General features: G+C 64.7%; 21 protein-coding genes. 7 read left to right on the forward strand and 14 right to left on the reverse strand.

Features of this window, described 5'->3' with window-relative positions; genetic code table 11:
* Nucleotides 1–3: 3 nt before the first annotated feature.
* Nucleotides 4–786, forward strand: a complete 783-nt coding sequence (locus tag BJ997_RS08835) for an SGNH/GDSL hydrolase family protein (RefSeq protein WP_035840021.1) — start codon at nucleotides 4–6, stop codon at nucleotides 784–786.
* A gap of 8 nt (nucleotides 787–794) precedes the next feature.
* On the opposite strand, the gene BJ997_RS08840 is transcribed toward BJ997_RS08835, so the two are convergent.
* Genes BJ997_RS08840 through BJ997_RS08850 form a run of 3 tightly spaced genes read right to left on the reverse strand, consistent with a single transcriptional unit; the run spans nucleotide 795 to nucleotide 5,996 of the window.
* Nucleotides 795–3,119, reverse strand: a complete 2,325-nt coding sequence (locus BJ997_RS08840; protein ID WP_035840027.1) for a GNAT family N-acetyltransferase — start codon at nucleotides 3,117–3,119, stop codon at nucleotides 795–797.
* Complete coding sequence (locus tag BJ997_RS08845; protein WP_183323389.1) at nucleotides 3,116–4,462, reverse strand: lysine N(6)-hydroxylase/L-ornithine N(5)-oxygenase family protein; 1,347 nt, start codon at nucleotides 4,460–4,462, stop codon at nucleotides 3,116–3,118. The genes BJ997_RS08840 and BJ997_RS08845 overlap by 4 nt, the downstream gene beginning before the upstream one ends.
* On the reverse strand, nucleotides 4,455–5,996 hold the full coding sequence (locus BJ997_RS08850; RefSeq protein WP_035840019.1) for a pyridoxal phosphate-dependent decarboxylase family protein: 1,542 nt from the start codon (nucleotides 5,994–5,996) through the stop codon (nucleotides 4,455–4,457). Before BJ997_RS08850 ends, BJ997_RS08845 begins: the two co-directional genes overlap by 8 nt.
* Nucleotides 5,997–6,202: 206 nt before the next feature.
* Here BJ997_RS08850 and BJ997_RS08855 point away from each other — a divergent pair, with 206 nt between their 5' ends.
* Nucleotides 6,203–6,667, forward strand: a complete 465-nt coding sequence (locus BJ997_RS08855) for a cytidine/deoxycytidylate deaminase family protein (RefSeq protein ID WP_084141754.1) — start codon at nucleotides 6,203–6,205, stop codon at nucleotides 6,665–6,667.
* Between the two features lie 305 nt (nucleotides 6,668–6,972).
* Nucleotides 6,973–8,400: an HNH endonuclease signature motif containing protein gene (locus tag BJ997_RS08860; RefSeq protein ID WP_183323391.1), complete on the forward strand. Its 1,428-nt coding sequence runs from the start codon at nucleotides 6,973–6,975 to the stop codon at nucleotides 8,398–8,400.
* 259 nt (nucleotides 8,401–8,659) lie between these two features.
* On the opposite strand, the gene BJ997_RS08865 is transcribed toward BJ997_RS08860, so the two are convergent.
* From BJ997_RS08865 to BJ997_RS08875, 3 genes are all read right to left on the reverse strand, one after another.
* Nucleotides 8,660–9,106 (reverse strand): hypothetical protein, encoded by a 447-nt coding sequence (locus tag BJ997_RS08865; protein WP_152602370.1) that lies wholly within the window; start codon nucleotides 9,104–9,106, stop codon nucleotides 8,660–8,662.
* Nucleotides 9,107–9,300: 194 nt separating this feature from the next.
* Nucleotides 9,301–10,530, reverse strand: coding sequence for a D-alanyl-D-alanine carboxypeptidase family protein (locus BJ997_RS08870; protein WP_221243945.1), 1,230 nt, complete (start codon nucleotides 10,528–10,530; stop codon nucleotides 9,301–9,303).
* A 46-nt stretch (nucleotides 10,531–10,576) separates the two neighbouring features.
* Nucleotides 10,577–11,380 carry a TrmH family RNA methyltransferase gene (locus BJ997_RS08875; RefSeq protein ID WP_183323393.1) on the reverse strand — a complete coding sequence of 268 codons (804 nt, stop codon included), beginning with the start codon at nucleotides 11,378–11,380 and terminating at the stop codon, nucleotides 10,577–10,579.
* Between the two features lie 124 nt (nucleotides 11,381–11,504).
* Here BJ997_RS08875 and BJ997_RS08880 point away from each other — a divergent pair, with 124 nt between their 5' ends.
* Together BJ997_RS08880 and BJ997_RS08885 are read left to right on the forward strand one after the other, a co-directional pair.
* Nucleotides 11,505–12,425, forward strand: a complete 921-nt coding sequence (locus BJ997_RS08880; protein ID WP_084141801.1) for a Sir2 family NAD-dependent protein deacetylase — start codon at nucleotides 11,505–11,507, stop codon at nucleotides 12,423–12,425.
* Nucleotides 12,422–13,048 (forward strand): histidine phosphatase family protein, encoded by a 627-nt coding sequence (locus BJ997_RS08885; protein ID WP_236629168.1) that lies wholly within the window; start codon nucleotides 12,422–12,424, stop codon nucleotides 13,046–13,048. The genes BJ997_RS08880 and BJ997_RS08885 overlap by 4 nt, the downstream gene beginning before the upstream one ends.
* On the opposite strand, the gene BJ997_RS08890 is transcribed toward BJ997_RS08885, so the two are convergent.
* Nucleotides 13,020–14,111 (reverse strand): glycosyltransferase family 4 protein, encoded by a 1,092-nt coding sequence (locus BJ997_RS08890; protein WP_035840474.1) that lies wholly within the window; start codon nucleotides 14,109–14,111, stop codon nucleotides 13,020–13,022. The two genes, BJ997_RS08885 and BJ997_RS08890, sit on opposite strands and share 29 nt — an antisense overlap.
* The gene (locus tag BJ997_RS08895; RefSeq protein WP_035840473.1) at nucleotides 14,108–15,007 is read right to left on the reverse strand and encodes an alpha/beta fold hydrolase; all 900 of its coding nucleotides are present in this window, start codon (nucleotides 15,005–15,007) and stop codon (nucleotides 14,108–14,110) included. Before BJ997_RS08895 ends, BJ997_RS08890 begins: the two co-directional genes overlap by 4 nt.
* 115 nt (nucleotides 15,008–15,122) lie before the next feature.
* Between BJ997_RS08895 and treS the strand changes: the two genes are divergently transcribed.
* Nucleotides 15,123–16,820 carry a maltose alpha-D-glucosyltransferase gene (treS, locus tag BJ997_RS08900; protein WP_035840472.1) on the forward strand — a complete coding sequence of 566 codons (1,698 nt, stop codon included), beginning with the start codon at nucleotides 15,123–15,125 and terminating at the stop codon, nucleotides 16,818–16,820.
* Between the two features lie 724 nt (nucleotides 16,821–17,544).
* Here treS and BJ997_RS08905 read toward each other — a convergent pair.
* Genes BJ997_RS08905 through BJ997_RS08920 form a run of 4 tightly spaced genes read right to left on the reverse strand, consistent with a single transcriptional unit; the run spans nucleotide 17,545 to nucleotide 19,276 of the window.
* Complete coding sequence (locus BJ997_RS08905; RefSeq protein ID WP_035835918.1) at nucleotides 17,545–17,778, reverse strand: hypothetical protein; 234 nt, start codon at nucleotides 17,776–17,778, stop codon at nucleotides 17,545–17,547.
* A gap of 9 nt (nucleotides 17,779–17,787) precedes the next feature.
* Complete coding sequence (locus tag BJ997_RS08910) at nucleotides 17,788–18,093, reverse strand: ArsR/SmtB family transcription factor (RefSeq protein ID WP_035835919.1); 306 nt, start codon at nucleotides 18,091–18,093, stop codon at nucleotides 17,788–17,790.
* A 60-nt stretch (nucleotides 18,094–18,153) separates the two neighbouring features.
* Nucleotides 18,154–18,669: a hypothetical protein gene (locus BJ997_RS08915; RefSeq protein WP_052542072.1), complete on the reverse strand. Its 516-nt coding sequence runs from the start codon at nucleotides 18,667–18,669 to the stop codon at nucleotides 18,154–18,156.
* The gene (locus BJ997_RS08920; protein WP_152602115.1) at nucleotides 18,662–19,276 is read right to left on the reverse strand and encodes a hypothetical protein; all 615 of its coding nucleotides are present in this window, start codon (nucleotides 19,274–19,276) and stop codon (nucleotides 18,662–18,664) included. The genes BJ997_RS08915 and BJ997_RS08920 overlap by 8 nt, the downstream gene beginning before the upstream one ends.
* 169 nt (nucleotides 19,277–19,445) lie before the next feature.
* Here BJ997_RS08920 and BJ997_RS08925 point away from each other — a divergent pair, with 169 nt between their 5' ends.
* Nucleotides 19,446–20,132: an exonuclease domain-containing protein gene (locus BJ997_RS08925; RefSeq protein WP_035835921.1), complete on the forward strand. Its 687-nt coding sequence runs from the start codon at nucleotides 19,446–19,448 to the stop codon at nucleotides 20,130–20,132.
* An 82-nt stretch (nucleotides 20,133–20,214) separates the two neighbouring features.
* On the opposite strand, the gene BJ997_RS08930 is transcribed toward BJ997_RS08925, so the two are convergent.
* Together BJ997_RS08930 and BJ997_RS08935 are read right to left on the reverse strand one after the other, a co-directional pair.
* Nucleotides 20,215–20,466, reverse strand: coding sequence for a type B 50S ribosomal protein L31 (locus BJ997_RS08930; protein ID WP_035835922.1), 252 nt, complete (start codon nucleotides 20,464–20,466; stop codon nucleotides 20,215–20,217).
* A 159-nt stretch (nucleotides 20,467–20,625) separates the two neighbouring features.
* The gene (locus BJ997_RS08935; RefSeq protein ID WP_035835923.1) at nucleotides 20,626–21,408 is read right to left on the reverse strand and encodes an ABC transporter ATP-binding protein; all 783 of its coding nucleotides are present in this window, start codon (nucleotides 21,406–21,408) and stop codon (nucleotides 20,626–20,628) included.
* Between the last annotated feature and the right edge of the window lie 42 nt (nucleotides 21,409–21,450).

Below are 21,450 nucleotides of genomic sequence, written 5' to 3' on the forward strand. Positions count from 1 at the left end.
ATCATGACGAAGCAACAGCATCCGTGGTCCCGCTACGTGGCCCTCGGAGATTCCTTTACGGAAGGCATCGGCGATCCCGAGCCCACAAGTCCCGGTGGCAGCCGGGGTTGGTCCGATCGAGTGGCCGAAGTGCTCAGCGAAGGCACTGAGGATTTCGCCTACGCGAACCTGGCCGTGCGCGGAAAATTGATTCGACAAATTTCCCACGAACAGATCGAACCCGCCCTCGGGCTGCGTCCGGACCTGATCACGTTCTCGGCGGGCGGCAACGACGTGCTGCGCCCCGGCACGGACCCCGACGAGATCGCCGCCCGCTGCGAGGAAGCGATCGGTCGGCTCAGCCGGGATGGCGCGACCATCGTGCTGTTCACCGGGGCAGACGTTGGCTTCTCCCCGGTGTTCCGCGGTATCCGGGGCAAGGTCGCCATCTACAACGAGAACCTGCGGGCAGTGGCGGCGAAGTACGACTGCATCGTGTCCGACATGTGGTCATTGACCGAGATCCAGGACCCCCGGCTGTGGGCTCCCGACCGTTTGCACCTCAACTCGCTCGGACACCACACCGTGGCACGGATGGTGCTCGCTTCGCTCAACGTGGCCAACAACCTCGAGCCGCAGCAGCCGGAGCCGATGCCCGGCAGCACGTGGCGCCAGGCGCGCACCGAAGACCTCGCGTGGGCGCGCACCTACCTCGTGCCGTGGGTGCTGCGGCGAATCCGCCACCAGTCCTCGGGCGACCACATCTCCGCCAAGCGTCCGGTCGCGGGGCCCTTCTTCACGGAATAGCCGCGCGGTCAGCCCCGCCGGTATCGCGCGATCGGGTTGTCCAGGTTTCCCGCCATTTGCAGACTTGCCGACGGATCGGCGAGGTCAAGCATCTGGCGGTTGTTGCGCAGCTGGAGCCGGTTGAGGCACGAGCGCGGAAACTCGTCGGCAAACAGGTCGTGCCGGGCGAAAGCCTCCGCGAGGTGGGGCGCCGCGTGCTGGTACCGCGTGACGGTGTCGGCCACGAGTGACCAAAACTCCTCTTCGGGAAACAGGCCGTCTTCGGCGAGCGCGTCGGCGAGGAACCTGAAGAAGCAGTCGAAGACGTCGGTGAAGATCGCCAACACCTGCTCTTCGGCGGGAACCGCGGCACGGATGCGGTCCACATCCGGGGGAAGCGGCATCCGCTCCCCCATCACGACGATCTCCTCGGCGATGTCCTTCATCAGCATGCGCACGGGTACGCCGTTATGGAGCACGAGGATCACGTTCTCCCCGTGCGGCATGAACGCGAGCTCGTAGGCGTACAGGCAGTGCACGAGGGGCACGAGGTAAGCGCGCAGGTAGGCCCGCAGCCAGTCGGCGGGCGCGATCCCGGATGTGGCGATGAGGGCAGCGACGAACGAAAGACCGTTGGCGTCACGGTGCAGGAGAGAAGCCATCGTGGCGACGCGCTCACCCGCCTCGAGCTGCGGAAGCGGACTTTCCCGCCAGAGAGCGGAGAGCATCTTGCCGTAGGGCGACCCGGGCGGGCCCGCCGCTTCGTAGTAGCCGTTGTGATAGCCGATAGCCGCTACTTCGCGCAGGATGTCGAACCGCGCCGCCTGCAACTGCGGGTCGTCGGCGACGAGCCCCTGCAGCCAGTCGTTGATCGCCGGCGTGTTCCGCATGTACTGCGGTGACAGCCCGCGCATGAACCCCATGTTGAGCACCGACAGCGCGGTCTTCACGTAGCAGCGCTCCGGGGCATCGAGGTTGAAGAAGGTGCGGATGGACTGCTGCGCCTGGTACGTGTCCTCTCCGACACCGAGATACACGATGTGCTGCCGCGCAACGTCCGCCGCGTAGGTGATGGCGACCTTGTTGTCCCACTGCCACGGGTGAAGCGGCATGAGGAGGTAATCCGCGTCGTCAAGCCCCAGGGTTGCCAGCCGCTCCCTGAAGAGGTCGAGCGTGCGCTCGCCGAGTTCGCCGCGCAGGTGCGTGTCGTAGTCGAGGGAATCGATCGACGAGAACACGGCCTTCCTGCGCAGCACCGCGATCCAGACCAGGTGCACGCGTGCGCCGGTCTCCGGGGCGTAGCGCCGATAGTCGTCGAGCCCGAAACCCAGGCGCCCATTGTTCGCAACGAAGCACGGGTGCCCCTCGGTCATGGAGCGTTCGATCCTCTGCCCCCACGCCGCGGCGTCGGCGTGCGCGTCTCCAGCGGCGAGCTGTCGCGAGCTCTCCCGGGAGTTCTCGAGCTTGTAGGCGCTCGCGGCGAGGGTACTGCTGATCTCCTCGAGGTAGAGCGGCAGCACGTCGTGCGCGATGGCGAGCGTGTGGCGGAACTCCAGCATGAACTCGAGAACGTCGAGCGGCAGGTCTTCGCCCTCACGTCGACGACGGATGCTGGGGGCCGAGATGCTCCAGTGGTCCAGGTGCCGCCGGGTGGCGTGAAAGAGATACTCCGTCGCTCCGTCGTCGCTGAGGAGCCGATACACGCCGGAGCCGGTCTCCTGCGGCTGGAGGAGGCGCTCGTGGGCGAACTCGGCGAGTGCCTTACGCAGCAGCTGCCGGGAGGCGAGCCGCCAATGCTCCGGGCTGAGGTGCGTCGGGACACCCGTCGTCGTGGGAGAACCGCCGGCGAGGAAGCTCTCCCTCGTGCACAGGCTCAGCCGGGCGGTTTTGCCCGGCAGGGGCACATCGGCCTGCGGCCTGAAGCCGACGGCCGCATTGAGCGCCAGAATCTTCTCGTTGCGCGCATCGGGTTCGACCACGACCCGGCCCACCGCCGGATCTGTGAACAGGAACACCATCACGGCCCGCATCACGGCGAGCGTGAAGCCGTGCACTGGCGTGTCGCTCGGGGCGACGAGCAGGTGCATGCCCGCGTCGCCCACTGAGCGCACATAGTGCTCCCCCACGGGTTCGTGCACGGGGTCGTACCGTTCCATCAGGAAGGCGGGGTTGCCGTCCTGGCAGCCGAGGAAGGCCTCTCTATGAGCGCTCTGAGAAATCTCGGTGAGCATGGTGCGCACGTCGGCGAGGCTCGCCGTGAGCATGCCCCAGTATCGTGCGCGGGGCTCCACCAGCCAGCCGTGCAGCAGCTCGGTGTCGGTGTCGGGGTCAACGGGACGGAAGGTGAAGGTCATGCGTGAGCTCCCAGGAGGTCGGGGTGTGCGGTGACAGGCGCTGCGGCATCCGCTTCGGGGGCGCCGAACTGTTGGAAGGCGATGCGGGTCTCCACCGGATACGGTTCTCTGCCGAGCATGTCGCGGATGATGCAGGAGTTGCGGTACGCCCCCATGCCGAGATCGGGAGCCACGAGGCCGTGGGTGTGCAGCTCGGCGTTCTGCACGTAGATCGCCCCGGCATCGCCCCCGTTCCCCGCGTCGATGCGGTAGTCGGCGCCCGTGTCGAACCGGCCGCGGGCATCCCGCCGCACGTGCAGCCCGGCGAGGAACTCCGGCTCCGACGCTGAATACCCTGTCGCGAGCACGAGCCCGCTCGTCTCGAGCGTGAACTCTCGGTCCTGTTCCTGCTGGCGGAACCGCAACGCGTAGGCTGAGCCCTTCCACTCCGCCGATTCCAGGGCCGAGTTCGTCAACAGCTGTGTGGCGACAGGCCCCTCGAGGCTCTTCACGTACAGCAGGTCGTAGATCTCGTTGATCAGGTCTTCGTTGATGCCCTTGTACAGGTTCTTCTGCTGGGCGATCAGCTCGTCGCGCGTCTCGGTCGGCAGGGCCTGGAAATAGGCGCTGTACTCGGGCGAGGTCATCTCGAGCGTGAGCTTGGCGTACTCCAGCGGGAAGAACCTGCCCGAGCGGGTCACCCAGTTAAGCGAGTACCCGTGCGCGTCGATGTTCTGCAGCAGGTCGAAGTAGATCTCGGCGGCACTCTGGCCGCTGCCGACGATGGTGATGCTCGGCATCCGCTGCAGGTCAGCCTTGCGGGCCAGGTACTCGGCGTTGTGAAACACGGGGCCGGCCAGCCCTGCGCAGCTCGTGGGGATGGTGGGAGCCGTACCCGTGCCGAGCACCAGGCGGCGGGCGCGGAAGGTCTCTCCCCCGGCGAGGCGCACCCGGTACATGCCGTCGGTGTCGACCTCGACGGTCTCGACGGTGGCGCCGAACCGGAGGCTCGACAGACGGTCGGCCACCCACTGGCAGTACCGGTTGTACTCCGAGCGAATCGGATTAAAGTTCTCCCGGATGTAGAAGGAGTAGATGCGGCCTACCTGCTTGAGGTAGTTCAGGAACGAGAACGGCGAGGTGGGGTCGGCCATGGTCACGAGGTCGGCCATGAAAGGCACCTGCAGGGTGCTGCTCTCGAGCATCATGCCGGGGTGCCAGTCGAACCGGGCAGACCGCTCGAGGAAGAGGCCGTTGAGCTCGGCGAGGGGTTCGGTGAGAGCCGCCAGGCCGAGGTTGAATGGGCCGATGCCGATGGCGACGAAGTCGTAGGTCACGTGGTCGTCACCCCGGCGCTCAGACATGAGCCTGCTCCAGCTCGGACTGCATAAACCGGCTGCCCTGCCAACGGATGAGATCGAAGATCACTCGAAGGTCGCCCGGCGTCGTGTCCGCGTTCAGCAGCGTGACCTTGAGGTAGTGCTCCCCGTTCACCGTGGTGCCGGCGATCACGGCCTCGCCCGAATCGAAGATCGCCCGTCGCACCGCGAGGTTCATGCGGTCGATCAGGTCGTTTCGCGCCTCCGGCTGTTCCGGCAGGCCGGCGGGCACGTAGCGGAACACGAGGGTGCTCAGCACGGGCTCGACGACCACCTCGAAGTCGTCGGCGGCGCTCAGCTCCTGCCAGGTCGCCCGGGTGAGGTCGATGACAGTGTCGAGAAGGTCGCCGATGCCGTCGGCGCCCATCGTGCGCAGGGTGAGCCAGAGCTTGAGGGCATCGAAGCGGCGCGTGGTCTGGATGCTCTTGTCCACCTGGTTGGGCACCCTCAGGGAGGCGCTGCGGGGGTTGAGGTAGTCGGAGTGGTGCGTCACGTGGGAGAACATTGCGCCGTCGCGCAGCAGCAGGGCGCTCGAGCTCACCGGCTGGAAGAACGTCTTGTGGTAGTCCACGGTCACGGAGTCGGCTTTGTCGATCCCGTCGAGCAGGCCGCGGTGTCGGTGCGAGGTGAGGAGTCCCCCGCCGTAGGCCGCGTCCACGTGCAGCCACACGTCGTTCTCGCGGCAGGTGAGGGCGATGCGTTCGAGGGGGTCGACGCTGCCGAAGTCTGTCGTGCCGGCCGTGGCCACGACGGCCATCGGGATGTTGCCGCTCGCCAGGCAATCGGCAATGGCGGCGCGCAACGCGTGAACGTTCATGCGCCTGTCCGCGTCGACGGGCACTGAGACGACGGCCTCGTAGCCCAGCCCGAGCGTCGCCGCGGAGGTTCGAATGCTGAAGTGGCTCACGGCGGAACTGAAGATGCGCAGTCGGGAGAGCGTGTCGGGGAGGCGCACGTCGGCATCCGCTCCCTCGATCTGCAGTCTTTCGTGCACGCGGTTGCGGGCGATGAGCAGGGCCTGCAGGTTGGACTGGCTGCCACCGCTCGTGAAGATGCCGTCGGCCGCCGGGCCGAGACCGATGCGGTCGGCGGTCCACTGGATGAGGTGGCGCTCCATGAGCGTGGCGCCGACGCTCTGGTCCCAGGTATCCATGGAGGAGTTGACGGCCGAGAGGATGGCCTCGCCCACCAGGGCGGGAATGACGACAGGGCAGTTGAGATGGGCCGCGTACTTCACGTCGTGAAAGTACACGGCGTCGCGCAGGTACAGGCGCTCGACCTCCTCGAGGGCCGCGGCCGGGTCGGCCAAGGGCGCATCGAGGTCGACCGCGCCCACGCTCGCCTGCAGCGCCTGCGGGGTGATCCCTGTGAAGGGCCGAACTGTGCGACCGAGCTGGGCGCGCACGGCCGCGACTCCGGCGAGAACCTCACGCTCATACCTGTCCCTGTTTCGAGCGTTGAAGAGGTGTTTCGTGATCGTGGCGGCCCTGGACGGGTCGATTTCGTGCGCAACGGACACAGAGTTCTCCTTCGTGTGGATGGGCGACGAAACGCACCATCCCGCTAATAAGTTAGGACAGGCTTACCTTACTTATCTCCCCGAGTGGGCGTCAAATTGAGCGGTCACGCTCACCGCCGCCAGAGCCAGAAGAAGCTCCGACCGCCGCGGCATCCCCGCGCTGCGATCGCGTGCACCTGTGCACGAGCTCAGTAGGATTACCTGTCATGGTGCCATCCGTCGAACTCAAAATGCTGACCGCCAACGACCGTGAACTCATTGAGTACGCGCGACAGGTTATTGATGCGAACACGGACGCAGGTCCCGACGAAGATGGTGCGCACACCATGGGCGCCGCGGTGCGCGACGCCGACGGCCGCATGTTCGCCGGCGTCAATCTCTACCACTTCACGGGCGGTCCCTGCGCCGAGCTGGTTGCGCTGGGCACCGCACGGTCGAACGGTGCACGGAACATCACAACCATTGTCGCGGTGGGCAATCACGGCCGCGGTGTGGTCGGGCCGTGCGGGCGCGACAGGCAAGTACTCTTCGACTACCATCCCGGAATCCGGGTGCTGCTCCCCACGGCGGCGGGCCTGCGCGCGGCGACCATTGAGGCGCTCATGCCCTTCGCTGCCACGTGGACGATTGAAAACGGCACCCAGGAATTCGATGAAGCACGCTTCGCATAAGTAATCAACCCCATCCCGGCTCGCGACGACCAACACCGGGCCCTCCCGCCGGCCCACCCTCGCGCCTCGACCCTCCGCCGGTCGAGGCGCGAGGTACGAGCGATCGAGGCCACGCGAGACGCTCCTCAGACCCTAGTGCGGTCCGAGGGTCGGGTCGCGGGGTCTCGATCGCTCCTTCGTCGCGCCTCGACCAGCGGAAAAGGTTCTCCTCCACAGGTGAGAATCTTTGGGAGTTTTTCACAGAATGCCCCGATCAGGGCTGTTTAGGGCCCGTGAATGTCGGTGGTCGCTGGGAAAGTTAAGCCATGACCACTTCAACGGACCTTCTCGTGGAGAGTACGGCGGCACTCGCCGATACGTACTCTCACTCCTTGGGCGGTGGAGTCTGTTCGGAGGAGGAACCCAACGCAGGGTTGGACCTGCAGCGGATGACCGACGGGGGTTTGTTGGCCGTGTTGAACTCGAATTTCGAGGTGGTGAGACAGGCGCAGGCCCTTTTGGTTCGAGCAGCGGGTGAGCTGGACGACCGCTTCGACCACGACTCGGGCATCGCCGCCAGAACCGGGAACCGAAACGCCGCCGCCGCCCTCACCGATATCGGTCACATCTCGATGGCTGAGGCCGGGCGGTTGGTGAGGGTGGGGAAGGCGACGAAGCCCCGGATGAGCCTGATCGGTGAGCACCTGCCACCGGAGTACGCGGAGGTCGCCCGGGCAGTCAATGCCGGGGAGCTCACCGTGGATTCGGCGCTGTACATCACGGCGAACCTCGAGCAGGCCGCCCCTCGGGCCACGACCGAAGACCTCGACGCGGCGGAGAAAGAGCTGGTGGAGTTCGCGGTAACCAACCCGGTCGACTCGGTGCGGAAGCTGTCGATTCGCTACCGGGACGCCCTCGACGTGGACGGGGTGGAACCCCGTGAAGAGGTACTCGTGTCGCGGCGGGGGTTGAAGCGGATGGTGCTGCCCAACGGCATGAAACGCTACGTGCTCGACGCCGACCCGGTGTCAGCGGCGTACCTGGACACCGCGATCGACGGGATGACCAGCGCGGAACTGCGCAAACCCCGGTTTGAAGCCAAGGAAGATCCTGACGGGTGTGGTGACAACCACGACATCATCGGCGACGGCCGCACGATGCCGCAACTGAACTTCGATGCCTTCATCGACATCGTGCGTCACGCCCTCTCCTGCAAAGCGGGACTCGGGGCTCTCGATCACACGACGATCATCGTGAGGATGAGTCTCGAATCCCTGCAATCAGGGCTCGGTGAAGCCCAACTCGACGGGATCGAGCAGCCAATCTCCGCCGGAACGGCCCGAAGGATGGCGGCGGAGGCGTGTTTGATCCCGATGGTCCTCGGTGGCAAGAGCGAGGTGCTCGACTTCGGCCTCCGAAAACGGCTCTTTACGACGGCGCAGAAGCTCGCGGCCATCGAGAGGGACGGCGGGTGCGCCACGGCGGGCTGTAACAGGCCTCCGAGCTATGCGGAGGGTCATCACATTCGTTGGTACAAAGCGCATGACGGACCCACGAACCAAGCCAACTGCGTGATGCTCTGTAGTGCGTGCCATCATCGGATCCACCGCGAAGGCTGGGACGTGGTGGTCAGAGACAACGTGGTGTACTTCATCCCACCGGCCAGTGTCGATCCGAGGAGAACTCCGCGACGAGGCGGCCGACCACCGGTCCCGACACCGAAAGGACACGACGGACCCCACTACAAGCGGTGAGGGCCCGACCAGCGGCGAGGCAGGGTCTGGTAGCAAAGAGACACCTGCGCTAGCTCTCCCTTTCCGTTGGTCGAGCAGCGGGCCCGCTTTTGGCCCGCGCCCGCCGAGACCTCGTGAACTGGTCTCGCAAGTCACCTCACGAGGTCTCGATCGCTCCTTCGTCGCGCCTCGACCAGCGGGACGGACTCGACCAGCGGGAGGGACTCGACCAGCGTGGAGCGCGACGCGCCAGAACAGCCGATCATTCGTACCTGGGCTGCTAGGCCTCGCGGGGCCGCAGGTCGACGAGGGTGCGCACGGCGCTGACGAATGTAACCCCGAGGAGCACGAGGCCCGAGCCCACGCCGGAGATGAGAGCCACGGCATCCGCTTGATGAGTGGCAAAGCCGACCCCCAGTCCCGCGAGGCCCAACGCTGTCATGGCGACGCCGATCAGCAGGACGGCCGCGTTGTCACGCATCCACCACTGCGCGAGGGCGACAAAGTGAACCCCGACAACGAGGGCGATCCAGCCGAGCACTGCGGCGGGTTCCAGCAGGCGGATGATCGCGAGTCCTCCGAAGAGGGCGAGCGCCTCAAGCGCCACAACAATCAGAAAGAGCGTGTTAAATCTCGTCGGGTCGGGAGTCAGGGAACCGCTCCGGAGGGCACGCTGGGTGAGATAGAACCCGGCTGCGATGACCAGCGCCATCGCGGCTGCCGCCACGATTGCCCCAGGCGCCAAACTAGGGCCAACGGGCTGACATTGATGACGATGAAGACCACGCCGAAGGACGCACCGATCACATCGCCAACGTGAGTTCCCTGCGACCATGCTCTCATCGACACGATGTGCCTTTCGTCGAGTGCGCCTGACGGCGCCCTCCAAGCCTGCCTCATTCGCCTGCACGGCGGGAAGTATTAGCCGGCGGCGAGCTCGCCGGGGTGCGTGAAGCGCCAGCCGGCACCGGGGTCGGTCACGGGCCCATCGAGCACGAGCGGCACGGTGACGTCCTTGTCGCCCACGGAGAAGTCCACGTCGCCCACTGAGTCTCCCGCTGCGCCAATCTGGATACTCTTGGCCGTGATCGTGCCGGCAATCGGAGTGTCCGACCAGACGAGAGCGGAAGCCTGCTCCAGTGCCACGGCGTTAGTCGTCTGACCCCAGGGGGTCGTGTAGCTGCCGTAGACGGCGCCCTTCTCGGCAAGGGTGACGTTCTGGAAACCCGGCGTGACGCTCTCGATCAGGGCCGCGATGGACTCGTTCAGTTCGGAGTGCGTGTCACCGCCGAGGAGAACGCCCACCACGGTGACGGTTTCATCACCCACCTTCAGATCGGTGGAGAAGAGCAGGCACGCACCGGCAACATCCGTCGTGCCGGTCTTGATGCCGTCGACACCGCCGGTGCCGAGAAGCTTGTTGGTGTTCGTGATCCGGCCGATCGTGGGCAGCACGGCCGTGGGAAGAGACACGATCTCGGCAAGGGCGGGGTTTCCCACCACGAGTTTGGCCAGCTCAACGAGGTTCGCGGGGCTGCTCACGCTCTGCGACGAGATTCCGCTCGTGTCTGCCACCACAGTGTCGGTGAGGCCCTGGGCCGTCAGCCACGCATTCGCGGCGTCAAGGTACTCGCTTTCGGAGCCGTAGGCCCAGACCGCGAGCGAGGCGGCGTAGTTATTGGCCGACGGCAGCAGCATGGCTTCAAAGGCCTCCCGCTGGGTCAGCACCATGCCTGAGACGACGGGCGCGACCGATCCGTTCTCGGCGAGGGATTCGTAGTACAACGCGATGTCGGCGTCGGTGAAGGTGATATCGGGACCGTCCTCGTCGGCGCCGAGCGGCTTGGCGTCAAGAACCACGAGGGCCGTCACCATCTTGGCGATGCTCGCGATGGGAACGGACGCCTGATCGCCGTTGCTCGCGAGGACGCCCGGGAAGCCCACTGCCCCGATCGCACCGGCACCGAAGCCCGGCCACTGGGGGGCTGCCGCCGGCTGGGTGAGCGCCGCTGGTTCGGTGACTTCGGCCGCGGAAGCCGGCACTGGAGCCAGTCCGGTGGCGGCGAGGTAGCCGAACCCCATCAGGGCTACGAGCACGATTCCAAAGACGGCGAGGCGCCTCCGGCGGTAGATCACACGGCGGGTCGGCATTCGTCAATCCTATAGACGCGGGCGGCCCACGGGGCGCCGACGAGCGTTACGGGCGCAGAGCGTACAGGGCTACAGCACTCGCCGAGGCGACATTGAGGGAATCGACCCCGTGCAGCATGGGGATGGTCACCACGGTGTCCGCCGCCGCGAGGGCGTGGGTGCTGAGTCCGTCCCCCTCGGCGCCGAGCACGAGTGCGACGCGCTCCGGCGGGTCGACGGCGAAACGATCGAGTGACACCGCCTCGTCGCTGAGGGCGAGGGCAGCAAGATGGAAGCCCGCGGCGTGCAGGAGCGGCGCGGCCTCGTGCCACTCGGGCAGGCGCGTCCACGGCACCTGCAGGACTGTCCCCATGCTCACCCGCACGCTGCGGCGATAAAGAGGGTCGGCGCACCTGGGGGTGATGAGCACGGCGTCGGCGCCGAGCCCGGCCACCGAGCGAAAGATTGCCCCGACGTTCGTGTGGTCGACGATGTCCTCGAGGATCACGATGCGGCGCGCATTTGTGATGATGTCGGCGACCGACGCCAGCGCCGGGCGGTGCATCGCTGCAAGGGCGCCCCGGTGCAGGTTGTACCCGGTGAGTTTTTCCAGAACTTTGGCGGCCCCCACGTAAACCGGCACGTCCGGCCAGGCCTCCAACAGCCGCTCCGCGTCGGGAAGCCACTGTTCCTGCACCAGCAAGGATCTTGGACGATGGCCGGCCGCGATCGCCCGCCCGATCACCTTGGGTGACTCGGCGATGTAGAGACCGCCCGCTGGCTCGGAGACCCGCCGAAGGGCGACATCCGTCAGACGTGAATAGTCACTGAGGTCGGGCAGATCGAGGTCGGTGATGGGGATGATCTGCACGAGTGGAACGCCTTTCGAGGGGTGGTTGAGTCCAGCCTGACAGGTCAGGATTCAAATACCGAAAACAGACGAGTTTAGAATCGACATGAGGGCCCTGCACAGTGCCCGCAAGGATGGAGCAATCATGTCGGCCGATCTGCTCCCGCCCGCCACGACCCTGGCCGGCGAGACCCGCGACGTGAGCGACGACGTTCTGCTGTCCGTCGGCGATCTCGCGGATGCCGTCGTGGCCAACGACCAACTCGACGCCGTGGCCGCGATACTGCGAAATAAGCAGACCGTGGTGCTCACGGGAGCCGGTCTCAGCACCGATTCCGGAATCCCCGATTACCGGGGCGAAGGCGCACCGGTACGCAACCCCATGACATTTCAGACCTTCGCGAGCAACGAACGCGCCCGCAAGCGCTACTGGGCAGGCAGCCACCTGGGCTGGCGCCATTTTCGCGCCGCTCAGCCTAATCTCGGCCATGACTCGCTCGTGCTTCTGGAACAGTCGGGCATCGTCTCCGGCATCATCACCCAAAACGTCGACGGGCTCCATACCAGGGCCGGCTCCCGCCATGTCGTCGAGTTGCACGGCTCGATGGACCGGGTCATCTGCCTTGTCTGCGGGCAGGCCTTCGGACGCGACAGCGTGGCGGCCCGGCTCGAGGAAGCCAACCCGCTTCTCAACACGCCCGAGGCCGTGCGCCTTGCCCCGGACGGGGATGCCGACGTCGACGACATCGACGGCTTCAGCATTCCGGCGTGCACAGTCTGCGGCGGGATGCTGAAACCGAATGTGGTGTTCTTCGGTGAATTCGTGCCCGCCGAACGGTTCGCGGCCGCCCAGTCGCTCGTGCAGGGCGCCGACGCCCTCATCATCGCCGGCTCGTCGCTCGCGGTGAACTCCGGCATCCGCTTGCTCGAGCAGGCGCGCCGCCGCAAACTTCCCATCATCGTGATCAACCGCGGAGCGACCAAGGGCGACGGCCGCGCGGTGCTCAAGCTCGACGCGGGAACCTCGGAGACCCTGGCCGGGCTCGCCGACAGGCTGTGCCCATGATGTCACCGTCCGCGCGGCATCCGGCGACCACCCTGTCGATCGTGCGACACGGGCAGACCGAGTGGAACCGGCAGCAGCGCATTCAGGGCAGCACTGACATCCCCCTGAACTCGATCGGGCGCGCCCAGGCCGCCGAGACCGGGGTGAGGTTGCGCGAGCGCGAGTGGGATCTCGTCGTCAGCAGCCCGCTCGTGCGTGCCGAGGAGACGGCTCGCATCATCGCTGGTGAGCTCGGCCTGCCGCGGCCACGGGTTGACGACGGCTTCACCGAACGCCACCACGGAGACATGGAAGGACTCACCTTCGCCGAGCGACAGAAACGCTTTCCCGACGGAGTGTCTGTTCCCGGGCTTGAGACGCGCCAACAGGTGCTCGATCGAGTGCTTCCGGCGTTGGCCCGGCTCGCGGAGGGCTCCGAGGGACAGTCCATCCTGGTGATCAGCCACGGCGGAATCATCGGAACGCTGCTGAGGCATTTCACGTCAGGTGAGCGCCCGAGGCACAACGAAATCATCGCCAATGGTTCGGTGCACGACTTCGCCTTTCGCAACGGGCGCCTCGAACTGACCTACTTCGAGGCGACCCTGCGTGCGGTCAACGAGTCTTTTGACGTTCTCCGGTAGCACTGGCCTGTTCGGTCAGGGCGGCGAGAAGCCTCTCCGCTGACAAGTGCCAGGTGAAGCGGCCAGCCGCCGCAACGGAACGAGCGGAACGAGCGGCCCACTCCCCCGGCTCTGCCAGCCGTCGCACCGCCTCGACGAATGCGCCGGGGGCCGTCGGCTCGACGTACACGGCCGCGTCGCCGCCGATCTCGCGAAAGATCGGAATATCGCTGACGACGATCGGGATACCCACGCTCATCGCCTCCACGAGCGGAATGCCGAATCCCTCGTCGAGCGAGGCCGTCACCAGGGCAGTCGCCGATCGCAGCACGGCACCGTACTCCTCGTCGGTCACGCCATTATGAAAGATCAGCCGCGCCTGGGGCGCGAGGGTGCGCAGCCGGGCCTGTTCAGACTCCGACACTCGACTCATCAGGTGCAGTTCGTGTTCAGGAAGCTCGGCCACCGCCCGCACGAGAGTGTCGACATTCTTGTACGGCATAAAGGACCCCATGTACACCAGGCGCCCGGTTTCGGGAGTCCGACGGCGCACGGGCGGATCGCCCGCAGCATCCGGCGCATTGGGAACAACGATGACGGGTCGCGTCGTGAGGTGATGCGCGGCCATGAGCGCCCCCGTGGTCTCGGAAACCGTCACCACGGCATCGGCGCGGTTCAGCAGCATCCGTTGCGGCCACCACGACAGGTGATAGAGGCGCCACAGCAGTCGGATCGCCCCAGGAAACTCGCGCGGGGGCGTGCGATTGCGGTAGTAGATCAGGTCGTGCACTGTGAGCAACAAGCGATAGTTGCGGCCCCACGAGCCCATGGTCTGCATGGGGCTGAAGACGACGTCGGGGTTGAGTCTGTTCACCTGCATGGCGACAAATGGTTCACGGATGCTCGTTGGCGCGCTCACGAGCTGCCACGGCAGGGTGGGCAGCAGGTCGAGTTGGCGGTGGTCGCTGATCAACATGGTGAGCGGATGCAGCTTGGCCAGCTCGGTCACGAGCCCGGCCGTGTAGCGGCTGATACCGTCGTGCCGGTCGGTGCGGGTGTACCGGCAGTCGAACACGATCTTCATGCGGACTCCGGGAGCGAGAGAAAGCGACGCAGCTCCGCCGCAGCCGGTGCGGGCATTTCGTAGTGGATCAGGTGCCCCACGTCGTGGACGACCGCGAGCGTTGCCCGCGGAAAGAGCGTCTGCAAGCGGTGCTGGGCCGGCAGAGGGGTGATGTCGTCTTTGTCCGCTGCGATGAGCAGGGTGCGCTCAGGAATGTTCGCGGCGAATTCGCTGACGTCATGCCCGACGGATGCCGTGAAGGCGTCCAGAACCACGGTACGGTCGGCGAACGCCGAGAAGTACCGGTCGTGCTGGTTGTGGATCCAGCGCCGGAGTTGTGGCTCGTGGGTCTTGGTCATCGTCACACTCATGATGCGCACGATGACCCTGTTGCGCAGCAGGGCGAACCCCAGCCGTTCCGGCAGCGTCGCCGCCGCCCAGTAGTAGAACACCGCGAGCCGTGTCAGGACCCCGCGCGGCCCCGACAGCGCCGGCGCTGCGATGGGGTTGACGAGTACAACGTCGTCGGCGCGCAGCCCGCCGGCCAGAGCGGCCGACGCCACGATGGACCCAAAGGAGTGCCCCAGAATGACCAACCGGCCCGTGGGCGCGAGAACGCGAACGAATTCACGCAGCCACAGAGCATATCCGTCGAGGTCGTGACGGATGCCGACGAGCGGCTGGGACGCCCCAAACCCGGGCAAATCCGGCGACACGATTCGAGCCCCGGACAGGTGCGCCACGACCGGTTCGAGGCCGTGGTGGTCCCCGCGAAAGCCATGCACCATCACGATGGTCGTGGCCGAATCTAGATCGCCGTAATCCCACAGAGCCGTCGTGCTCCCGCACACGCTGAGCGTACGAGCCGTCACGGGGATCCGGTCGAGCAGGTCGGCGTAGGGCGAAGGAACGATCATCCGTGAAAGTTTATCCGGCCACTTGCGGTTCGTCTGGACAGACACCGAGTACCTGGTTCTAGACTCGGACTATTAACCGCTTTCACGGCGCCCGCCGTGGGCCGGGAGGAACTCCGTGAGCTTTACCGCACCGATCCAGCTGCCGGGGCTGACTCTGAATCCGCTCTGGTACCGCCGCTCAGTTTTCTACGAGGTGATGGTGCGGTCATTCGTTGACAGCAACGGGGACGGCTCAGGAGACCTGGCTGGGCTGGTTTCCAAGCTGGACTACCTGCAGTGGCTCGGAATCGACGCGATCTGGATCCCGCCATTCTTCACGTCGCCCTTACGTGACGGCGGCTACGACGTGGCCGACTACCGAACGATCCTGCCCGAGTTCGGCACGCTCGAGGAATTCAAGGACCTCGTGACGAAGGCTCACGAGCGCAACATGCGTGTCGTGATCGATCTTCCCCTGAATCACACCTCTGACCAGCACGATTGGTTCCAGCAGTCGAGGGAGGATCCCGAGGGCCCCTTCGGCGACTTCTACGTGTGGAGCGACACCGACGACAGGTACGCCAACATTCGCATCATCTTCACCGACACTGAGGAGTCGAACTGGGCTTTCGACCCGGTGCGGCGCCAATTCTTCTTCCACAGGTTCTTCTCGCACCAGCCCGACCTCAATTTCGAGAATCCAGCCGTGCACGAGGCCATCTTTGAGGTCGTCAGATTCTGGCTCGACCTCGGGGTCGACGGTTTTCGGCTGGACGCCATTCCGTATCTCTATGAGTCCGACGAAGGAAACGGCGAGGGCGAACCGCCCACGCACGAATTCATTCGGCGCCTGCGCGCCATGGTCGACAGGGACTACCCCGGCCGCGTCATGATCGCAGAAGCCAACCAGTGGCCGCGTGAGGTCGCCGCGTTCTTCGGCACCGAGGAAGAACCGGAATGCCATATGGCCTTCGATTTTCCCGTGATGCCTCGGATCTTTTACTCCCTGCGGTCGCAGCAGGCCAACGAACTCGTGCGCGTGCTCTCGGAGACCACGGACATTCCTGAAGGCTCCGGCTGGGGCGTCTTCCTGCGAAACCACGACGAGCTCACCCTCGAAATGGTGAGCGAGGAATACCGCCAGGCCATGTACGGCTGGTACGCGTACGACCCTAGGATGCGCGCGAACATCGGCATCCGTCGTCGTCTCGCTCCCCTGCTCGATAACTCCCGCTCCGAACTCGAACTGGCCCACGCCCTGCTGTTCGCCCTGCCCGGCAGCCCGTTTCTCTATTACGGCGACGAGATCGGTATGGGCGACAACATCTGGCTGCCCGACCGCGACAGCTCCCGCACGCCCATGCAGTGGACGCCCGACCGCAACGCCGGCTTCTCCGATGCCGACCCTGGCAAGCTCTACCTGCCGGTCGTGCAGTCACTCGTCTACAACTACACACAGACCAATGTCGAGACGCACCTCGCGCAATCCGGTTCCCTCCTGCACTGGATTCGCAACGTGATTCACGTGCGCAAGAGCCACCCGACTTTCGGCCTCGGCGCCATCAACGTACTCACGACGAACCACGAATCGGTCCTCGCCTTCACGCGAACCTATACCGGGTCGGGCAAAATGTTCGGCGACCAGCCAGAGACAGTACTCTGCGTCTTCAGTTTCTCGCACAACCCCGTGGCATTCCAGATCACCGAGCCTGAAATGAAGGGCACGCGCCTGTACGACCTGTTCGGCGGAGCCGTCTTTCCGACCTTCGATGAGGACGGCGGCCTCACCCTAACACTCGGCGCGCAAAGCTTCTACTGGCTGCACTGCGGTTAGCTGTACTGAGCGGTTAGCTGTACTGAGCCGTTAGCTGTACTGAGCGGTTAGCTGTACTGAGCGGTTAGCTGTACTGAGCGGTTAGCTGTACTGAGCGGTTAGCTGTACTGAGCGGTTAGCTGTACTGAGCGGTTAGCTGTACTGAGCCGTTAGCTGTACTGAGCCGTTAGCTGTACTGAGCGGTTAGCTGTACTGAGCGGTTAGCTGTACTGAGCGGTTAGCTGTACTGAGCCGTTAGCTGTACTGAGCCGTTAGCTGTACTGAGCCGTTAGCTGTACTGAGCCGTTAGCTGTACTGAGCCGTTAGCTGTACTGAGCCGTTAGCTGTACTGAGCCGTTAGCTGTACTGAGCCGTTAGCTGTACTGAGCCGTTAGCTGTACTGAGCCGTTAGCTGTACTGAGCCGTTAGCTGTACTGAGCCGTTAGCTGTACTGAGCCGTTAGCTGTACTGAGCCGTTAGCTGTACTGAGCCGTTAGCTGTACTGAGCCGTTAGCTGTACTGAGCGGTTAGCTGTACTGAGCGGTTAGCTGTACTGAGCGGTTAGCTGTACTGAGCCGTTAGCTGTACTGAGCGGTTAGCTGTACTGAGCCGTTAGCTGTACTGAGCCGTTAGCTGTACTGAGCCGTTAGCTGTACTGAGCCGTTAGCTGTACTGAGCCGTTAGAACACAGACTCGCCGGCCTTCTCCCTGGGGAACGAGCGAAGGTCGGCGTCCACTCCGAGGTTCAGCCGACTTCTATGAGCGTGCGCTCGATGCTTGCCAGACGCGTGTCCATGGCGTCAAGACGCGAGAGCAATTGTGCGTTGAGAGCGGCGCTCGCGGCCAGGGCGTCCCGAAGCTCGACGCCACCCGAAGCATCCGCTTGCCGGCGTCGAAGTTTGAAGTACTGGTCGAAGATGGAGTAGGTGATACCGCCGATGATCGCGACGATGGGAATCCAGTACACCGATAGTTCCATGAGTGATCCTTAATCGTGTCCGGCACCGGCAGCGCCGACAGCCTGGGTTATGGTTTCGATGTTCAGCGTGAGGTGGAACGGCACGAGCGAGACGTGCTTGAGGGCCGTGCCCTCGGAGGAAAGCTCCAAGGATGTGGTGACAAACCCGCTCGCCTCAAGCTTGGCCAGATGCATGTAGAGCAGCGCCCGGGACATGCCGACCCTACGCGCCAGTTCGCTGACGTGCACTCGGCCGCTCGTCAGCTCCGACAGGATCGTCATACGTTGCGGGCTCGCGATCGCAGCGAGAGTCGCACTCAGCTGTTCAACATTCACAACATTTCTCCTGACAGGTGTAACTATATTATTACACCCTGCAGAAAGCAACGCAAGCGACTAGCCGGCTCGGGGTCCGTCGCTGAGATTCAAGCGGGCGACGAGGAGGTCCGCGGGGGTCTCGGGGTCGGGTAAGGAAATGGCGAACTGGTTACCGCTGGTCAACTGCACGACGAGTCCGGGTCCCGTGCCCAAAATAAGCGCCGATCGTCCAGGCATGATGCGATAGCCCCAACCTCCCCACTGCATCGGTACCAGATCGTCAGCGAATACCGACTCGATGGCCTTTAGAGGAATCGCTTTGATGCGGATGCCCAGCCACGACACCACGCGCAGCCCACGTTCGTCGACGGTGACGTGAATCCGCACGAAGGCCAGAACGAAGACCAGCACGGCAGTGAGGATAACTACGGTCGACACGATCGCAACGGCTGAGCTGCCGGTGCGGATGGGTTCGTCCCATATGGGGATCAGGGTGACGGCTCCCGCGGCGACTATGACGAACGCTGCGACGCCCACAAACAGCCGACTAGTGATGGTGACCGCCCAGGGTCCGACCACGGCCGGGTCACTCATCGGGCGGGCAGTGTTCTTCGATCGCGGGATCTACTTCCAAGCTCATCTCGTTGGCGAATGCGCTAGGGAACCAATTTTGTCTGGGCCAATTCTCAACGAAAAACTCCCTCGACGGCGCCGGCTCGTTCACGATACCGAACGACGCGTAGCACGGCACGAGAAACTTCGTCAGGTAGTCGTAGACATACCCTAGCTGCGCCGCGGACATGGCAGACATGGGTTTCACCGGATGCTGGGCGTGGCAGATAAAGTTGCCCACGGCCTGCGCCTCGGTGGCGACGCTCGACCCGATGGAGGTCACCGGACCGTTCAGATCCGGACTGCTGCGGCCTTCGTCGATGGGCACCCCGTTGGCTTCGAAGCACTCTCGAAGCACCGAAACCGTGGTGTCCTTGTCGATGAACCCGACGAAGGTCGCCTCGGGGCGCACCGCATCCGGGTACGTACCGACGACAAGCGCCCAGCTCGCCTCGAGGTCTGCGACACGCATTTCCTCGATGCGCTCAGGCGTCAGCGGCTCCGGCGGCGGCGACGGGCCAAGGTCGGGCATCGGGAACGCCGTTGTTGTGCTCGTGGCTGCAGACCCGGCGCTATCGTGCGCCGGCACGGAAGCGCACCCAGACGCCAGAACTACCAGCCCAGCGGTGAACGCCCCGACGAGAATTGCCTGTGATCGTGCGCGTAATGTCATAGTTACCCCCACGGGGAGGTTAGCAGCACCGCCGTGCCGGGCGTCATGCACGGGCGGTGTCGGGGGTCGGCCGTAGGGTGGGGGTATGAGCAATTGGAGCGATCGACTCGCCGTTTTTGATTTGGAAACCACCGGCATCGAGGTGGAGACCTGCCGCATCGTGTCGGCTACCGTCGCGGTGCTCAATGCGGAGGGTGAGGTCGAGCAGAGAATCGATTGGCTCCTCGACCCTGGAATCGAGATTCCGGAGGGTGCCACGCACGTGCACGGCATCACCACAGAGCACGCAGCCCTCAACGGACAGAGCGCGGCGGAGGGCGTGGCTGAGATCGTCACGGCCCTGCGCGCCCACCTCGCCGAGGGACTTCCCGTCGTGGCGTACAACGCCCCCTACGACCTAACGCTGCTCAATCGCGAGGCCCGGCGCTACGGAATCGCCCCGCTGATTTCTCCCCGGCCCGTGATCGATCCGCTCGTGATCGACAAGGGCGTCGACAAGTACCGCAAGGGCAAGCGCACTCTCGCGATCACGTCTGCCTTCTACGGCGTGACCCTCGACGACGCTCACGACGCGGGAGCGGATGCCATAGCTGCCGGCCGGGTAGCCCAGGCGATCCACCGGGCGCACTCAAGCGCTCTCCCCACCACGCTCGAGGACCTGCACGCCGCGCAGGTGACCTGGTACCGCCAGCAGGCCGAAAGCTTTCAGGACTACATGCGCCGCGGCAGGGACCCCGAGTTCGTGGCCGACGTGCTCTGGCCGGAACGCTAGACCGAACGACGACACAAAAGGCGACCAACACAAAAGCGACCAGCACTGTGCTGGTCGCTTTTTGTCGTGCTGGGGGCAGGTGTTATTTGCCGAAGCCCTTGTAGCGGGAGTTGAACTTCTCCACGCGTCCGGCGGAGTCCATGATGCGCTGCTTGCCCGTGTAGAACGGGTGCGACTCGGAGGAGATTTCCACGTCGATGACCGGGTAGGTCGTGCCGTCTTCCCACTCGATGGTCTTCTTGCTGGAGACCGTTGAGCGGGTGAGGAACTTGGCGCCGGATGCGAGGTCGCGGAACACGACTGCTTCGTAAACGGGGTGGATGTCAGACTTCATGATTTCCTTATCGCACGTCAGGTGAACAGACTTGTAACTGGTCACAGTGCTATCTAGTTGGTGATGTGTACAAAACTGGCAGGCCAGATGGCCCTTGAAAACTTTAGCAGATGCCACGCAAGAGCGGGCGATCGTGCCGGCTGAATAGCGCTCAAGATGCTAAATCGCCCGGGCCGTGTAGCGGCCCTCTGCCTCCTGAAGGTCGATCGTGAGGTCGAATGTGGTGCTGAGCGCCTCGGCGGTCAGAGCCTCTGCGATCGGGCCGGCAGCCACGACAGTTCCGTTCTTGATGAGCAGAACGTGGGTGAACCCGAGCGGAATCTCTTCCACGTGGTGCGTGACCATGATGATGGCCGGGGAGTGCGGCTCCTTGGCGTAGCCGCTCAGCAGCTGGAGCAGTGCCTCCCGTGCGCCCAGATCGAGGCTCGCAGCAGGCTCGTCGAGAAGCAGAATTTCCGGATCGGTCATCACCGCTCGCGCGATCTGCACCCGCTTCTGCTCTCCGTCGCTCAGAGTGCCGAACTTGCGCTGAGCCAGATGATCGAGCTTCCACTCAACGAGAACGCGCTGCGCGCGGCGTTCGTCGATGTCTTCGTACTCTTCGTTCCAGCGGCCGGTGACCGAGTATGCGGCCGTCATGACGACATCGAGCACCTTTTCGCCAGCCGGCACACGGCGCGCCATCGCCGTGGAGGCGAATCCGATCCGGGGACGCAACTCAAACAGGTCCGTGCCGCCGAGCGGCTCCTCGAGCACTTCGGCTGTGCCGCTGGACGGGTGGATGATTGCGGCGGCGATCTGCAGGAGGGTGGTCTTTCCCGCACCATTGGGTCCGAGAATCACCCAGCGCTGATCGTCATCGACACTCCACTTCACTGAGTCGAGGATGGTTGTGCCAGCCCGGACGACGGATACGTCGGTGAATTGAAGAACGTTGACCATTAGGCCATGTTATCGGGCGCCGCCCGGTCGCCGAGCACGTCC

This window comes from Cryobacterium roopkundense, from assembly GCF_014200405.1.
Classification (GTDB): Bacteria; Actinomycetota; Actinomycetes; order Actinomycetales; family Microbacteriaceae; genus Cryobacterium; species Cryobacterium roopkundense.

Coding starts and splice junctions, on each gene's coding strand:
- BJ997_RS08855 (WP_084141754.1), top strand. CDS start 6,203: ATGGTGCCATCCGTCGAACTCAAAATGCTGACCGCCAACGACCGTGAA.
- BJ997_RS08930 (WP_035835922.1), bottom strand. CDS start 20,466: ATGAAGTCTGACATCCACCCCGTTTACGAAGCAGTCGTGTTCCGCGAC.
- BJ997_RS08895 (WP_035840473.1), bottom strand. CDS start 15,007: ATGATCGTTCCTTCGCCCTACGCCGACCTGCTCGACCGGATCCCCGTG.
- BJ997_RS08925 (WP_035835921.1), top strand. CDS start 19,446: ATGAGCAATTGGAGCGATCGACTCGCCGTTTTTGATTTGGAAACCACC.
- BJ997_RS08935 (WP_035835923.1), bottom strand. CDS start 21,408: ATGGTCAACGTTCTTCAATTCACCGACGTATCCGTCGTCCGGGCTGGC.
- BJ997_RS08860 (WP_183323391.1), top strand. CDS start 6,973: ATGACCACTTCAACGGACCTTCTCGTGGAGAGTACGGCGGCACTCGCC.
- BJ997_RS08870 (WP_221243945.1), bottom strand. CDS start 10,530: ATGCCGACCCGCCGTGTGATCTACCGCCGGAGGCGCCTCGCCGTCTTT.
- BJ997_RS08905 (WP_035835918.1), bottom strand. CDS start 17,778: ATGGAACTATCGGTGTACTGGATTCCCATCGTCGCGATCATCGGCGGT.
- BJ997_RS08885 (WP_236629168.1), top strand. CDS start 12,422: ATGATGTCACCGTCCGCGCGGCATCCGGCGACCACCCTGTCGATCGTG.
- BJ997_RS08845 (WP_183323389.1), bottom strand. CDS start 4,462: ATGTCTGAGCGCCGGGGTGACGACCACGTGACCTACGACTTCGTCGCC.
- BJ997_RS08890 (WP_035840474.1), bottom strand. CDS start 14,111: ATGAAGATCGTGTTCGACTGCCGGTACACCCGCACCGACCGGCACGAC.
- BJ997_RS08915 (WP_052542072.1), bottom strand. CDS start 18,669: ATGAGTGACCCGGCCGTGGTCGGACCCTGGGCGGTCACCATCACTAGT.
- BJ997_RS08880 (WP_084141801.1), top strand. CDS start 11,505: ATGTCGGCCGATCTGCTCCCGCCCGCCACGACCCTGGCCGGCGAGACC.
- BJ997_RS08835 (WP_035840021.1), top strand. CDS start 4: ATGACGAAGCAACAGCATCCGTGGTCCCGCTACGTGGCCCTCGGAGAT.
- BJ997_RS08840 (WP_035840027.1), bottom strand. CDS start 3,119: ATGACCTTCACCTTCCGTCCCGTTGACCCCGACACCGACACCGAGCTG.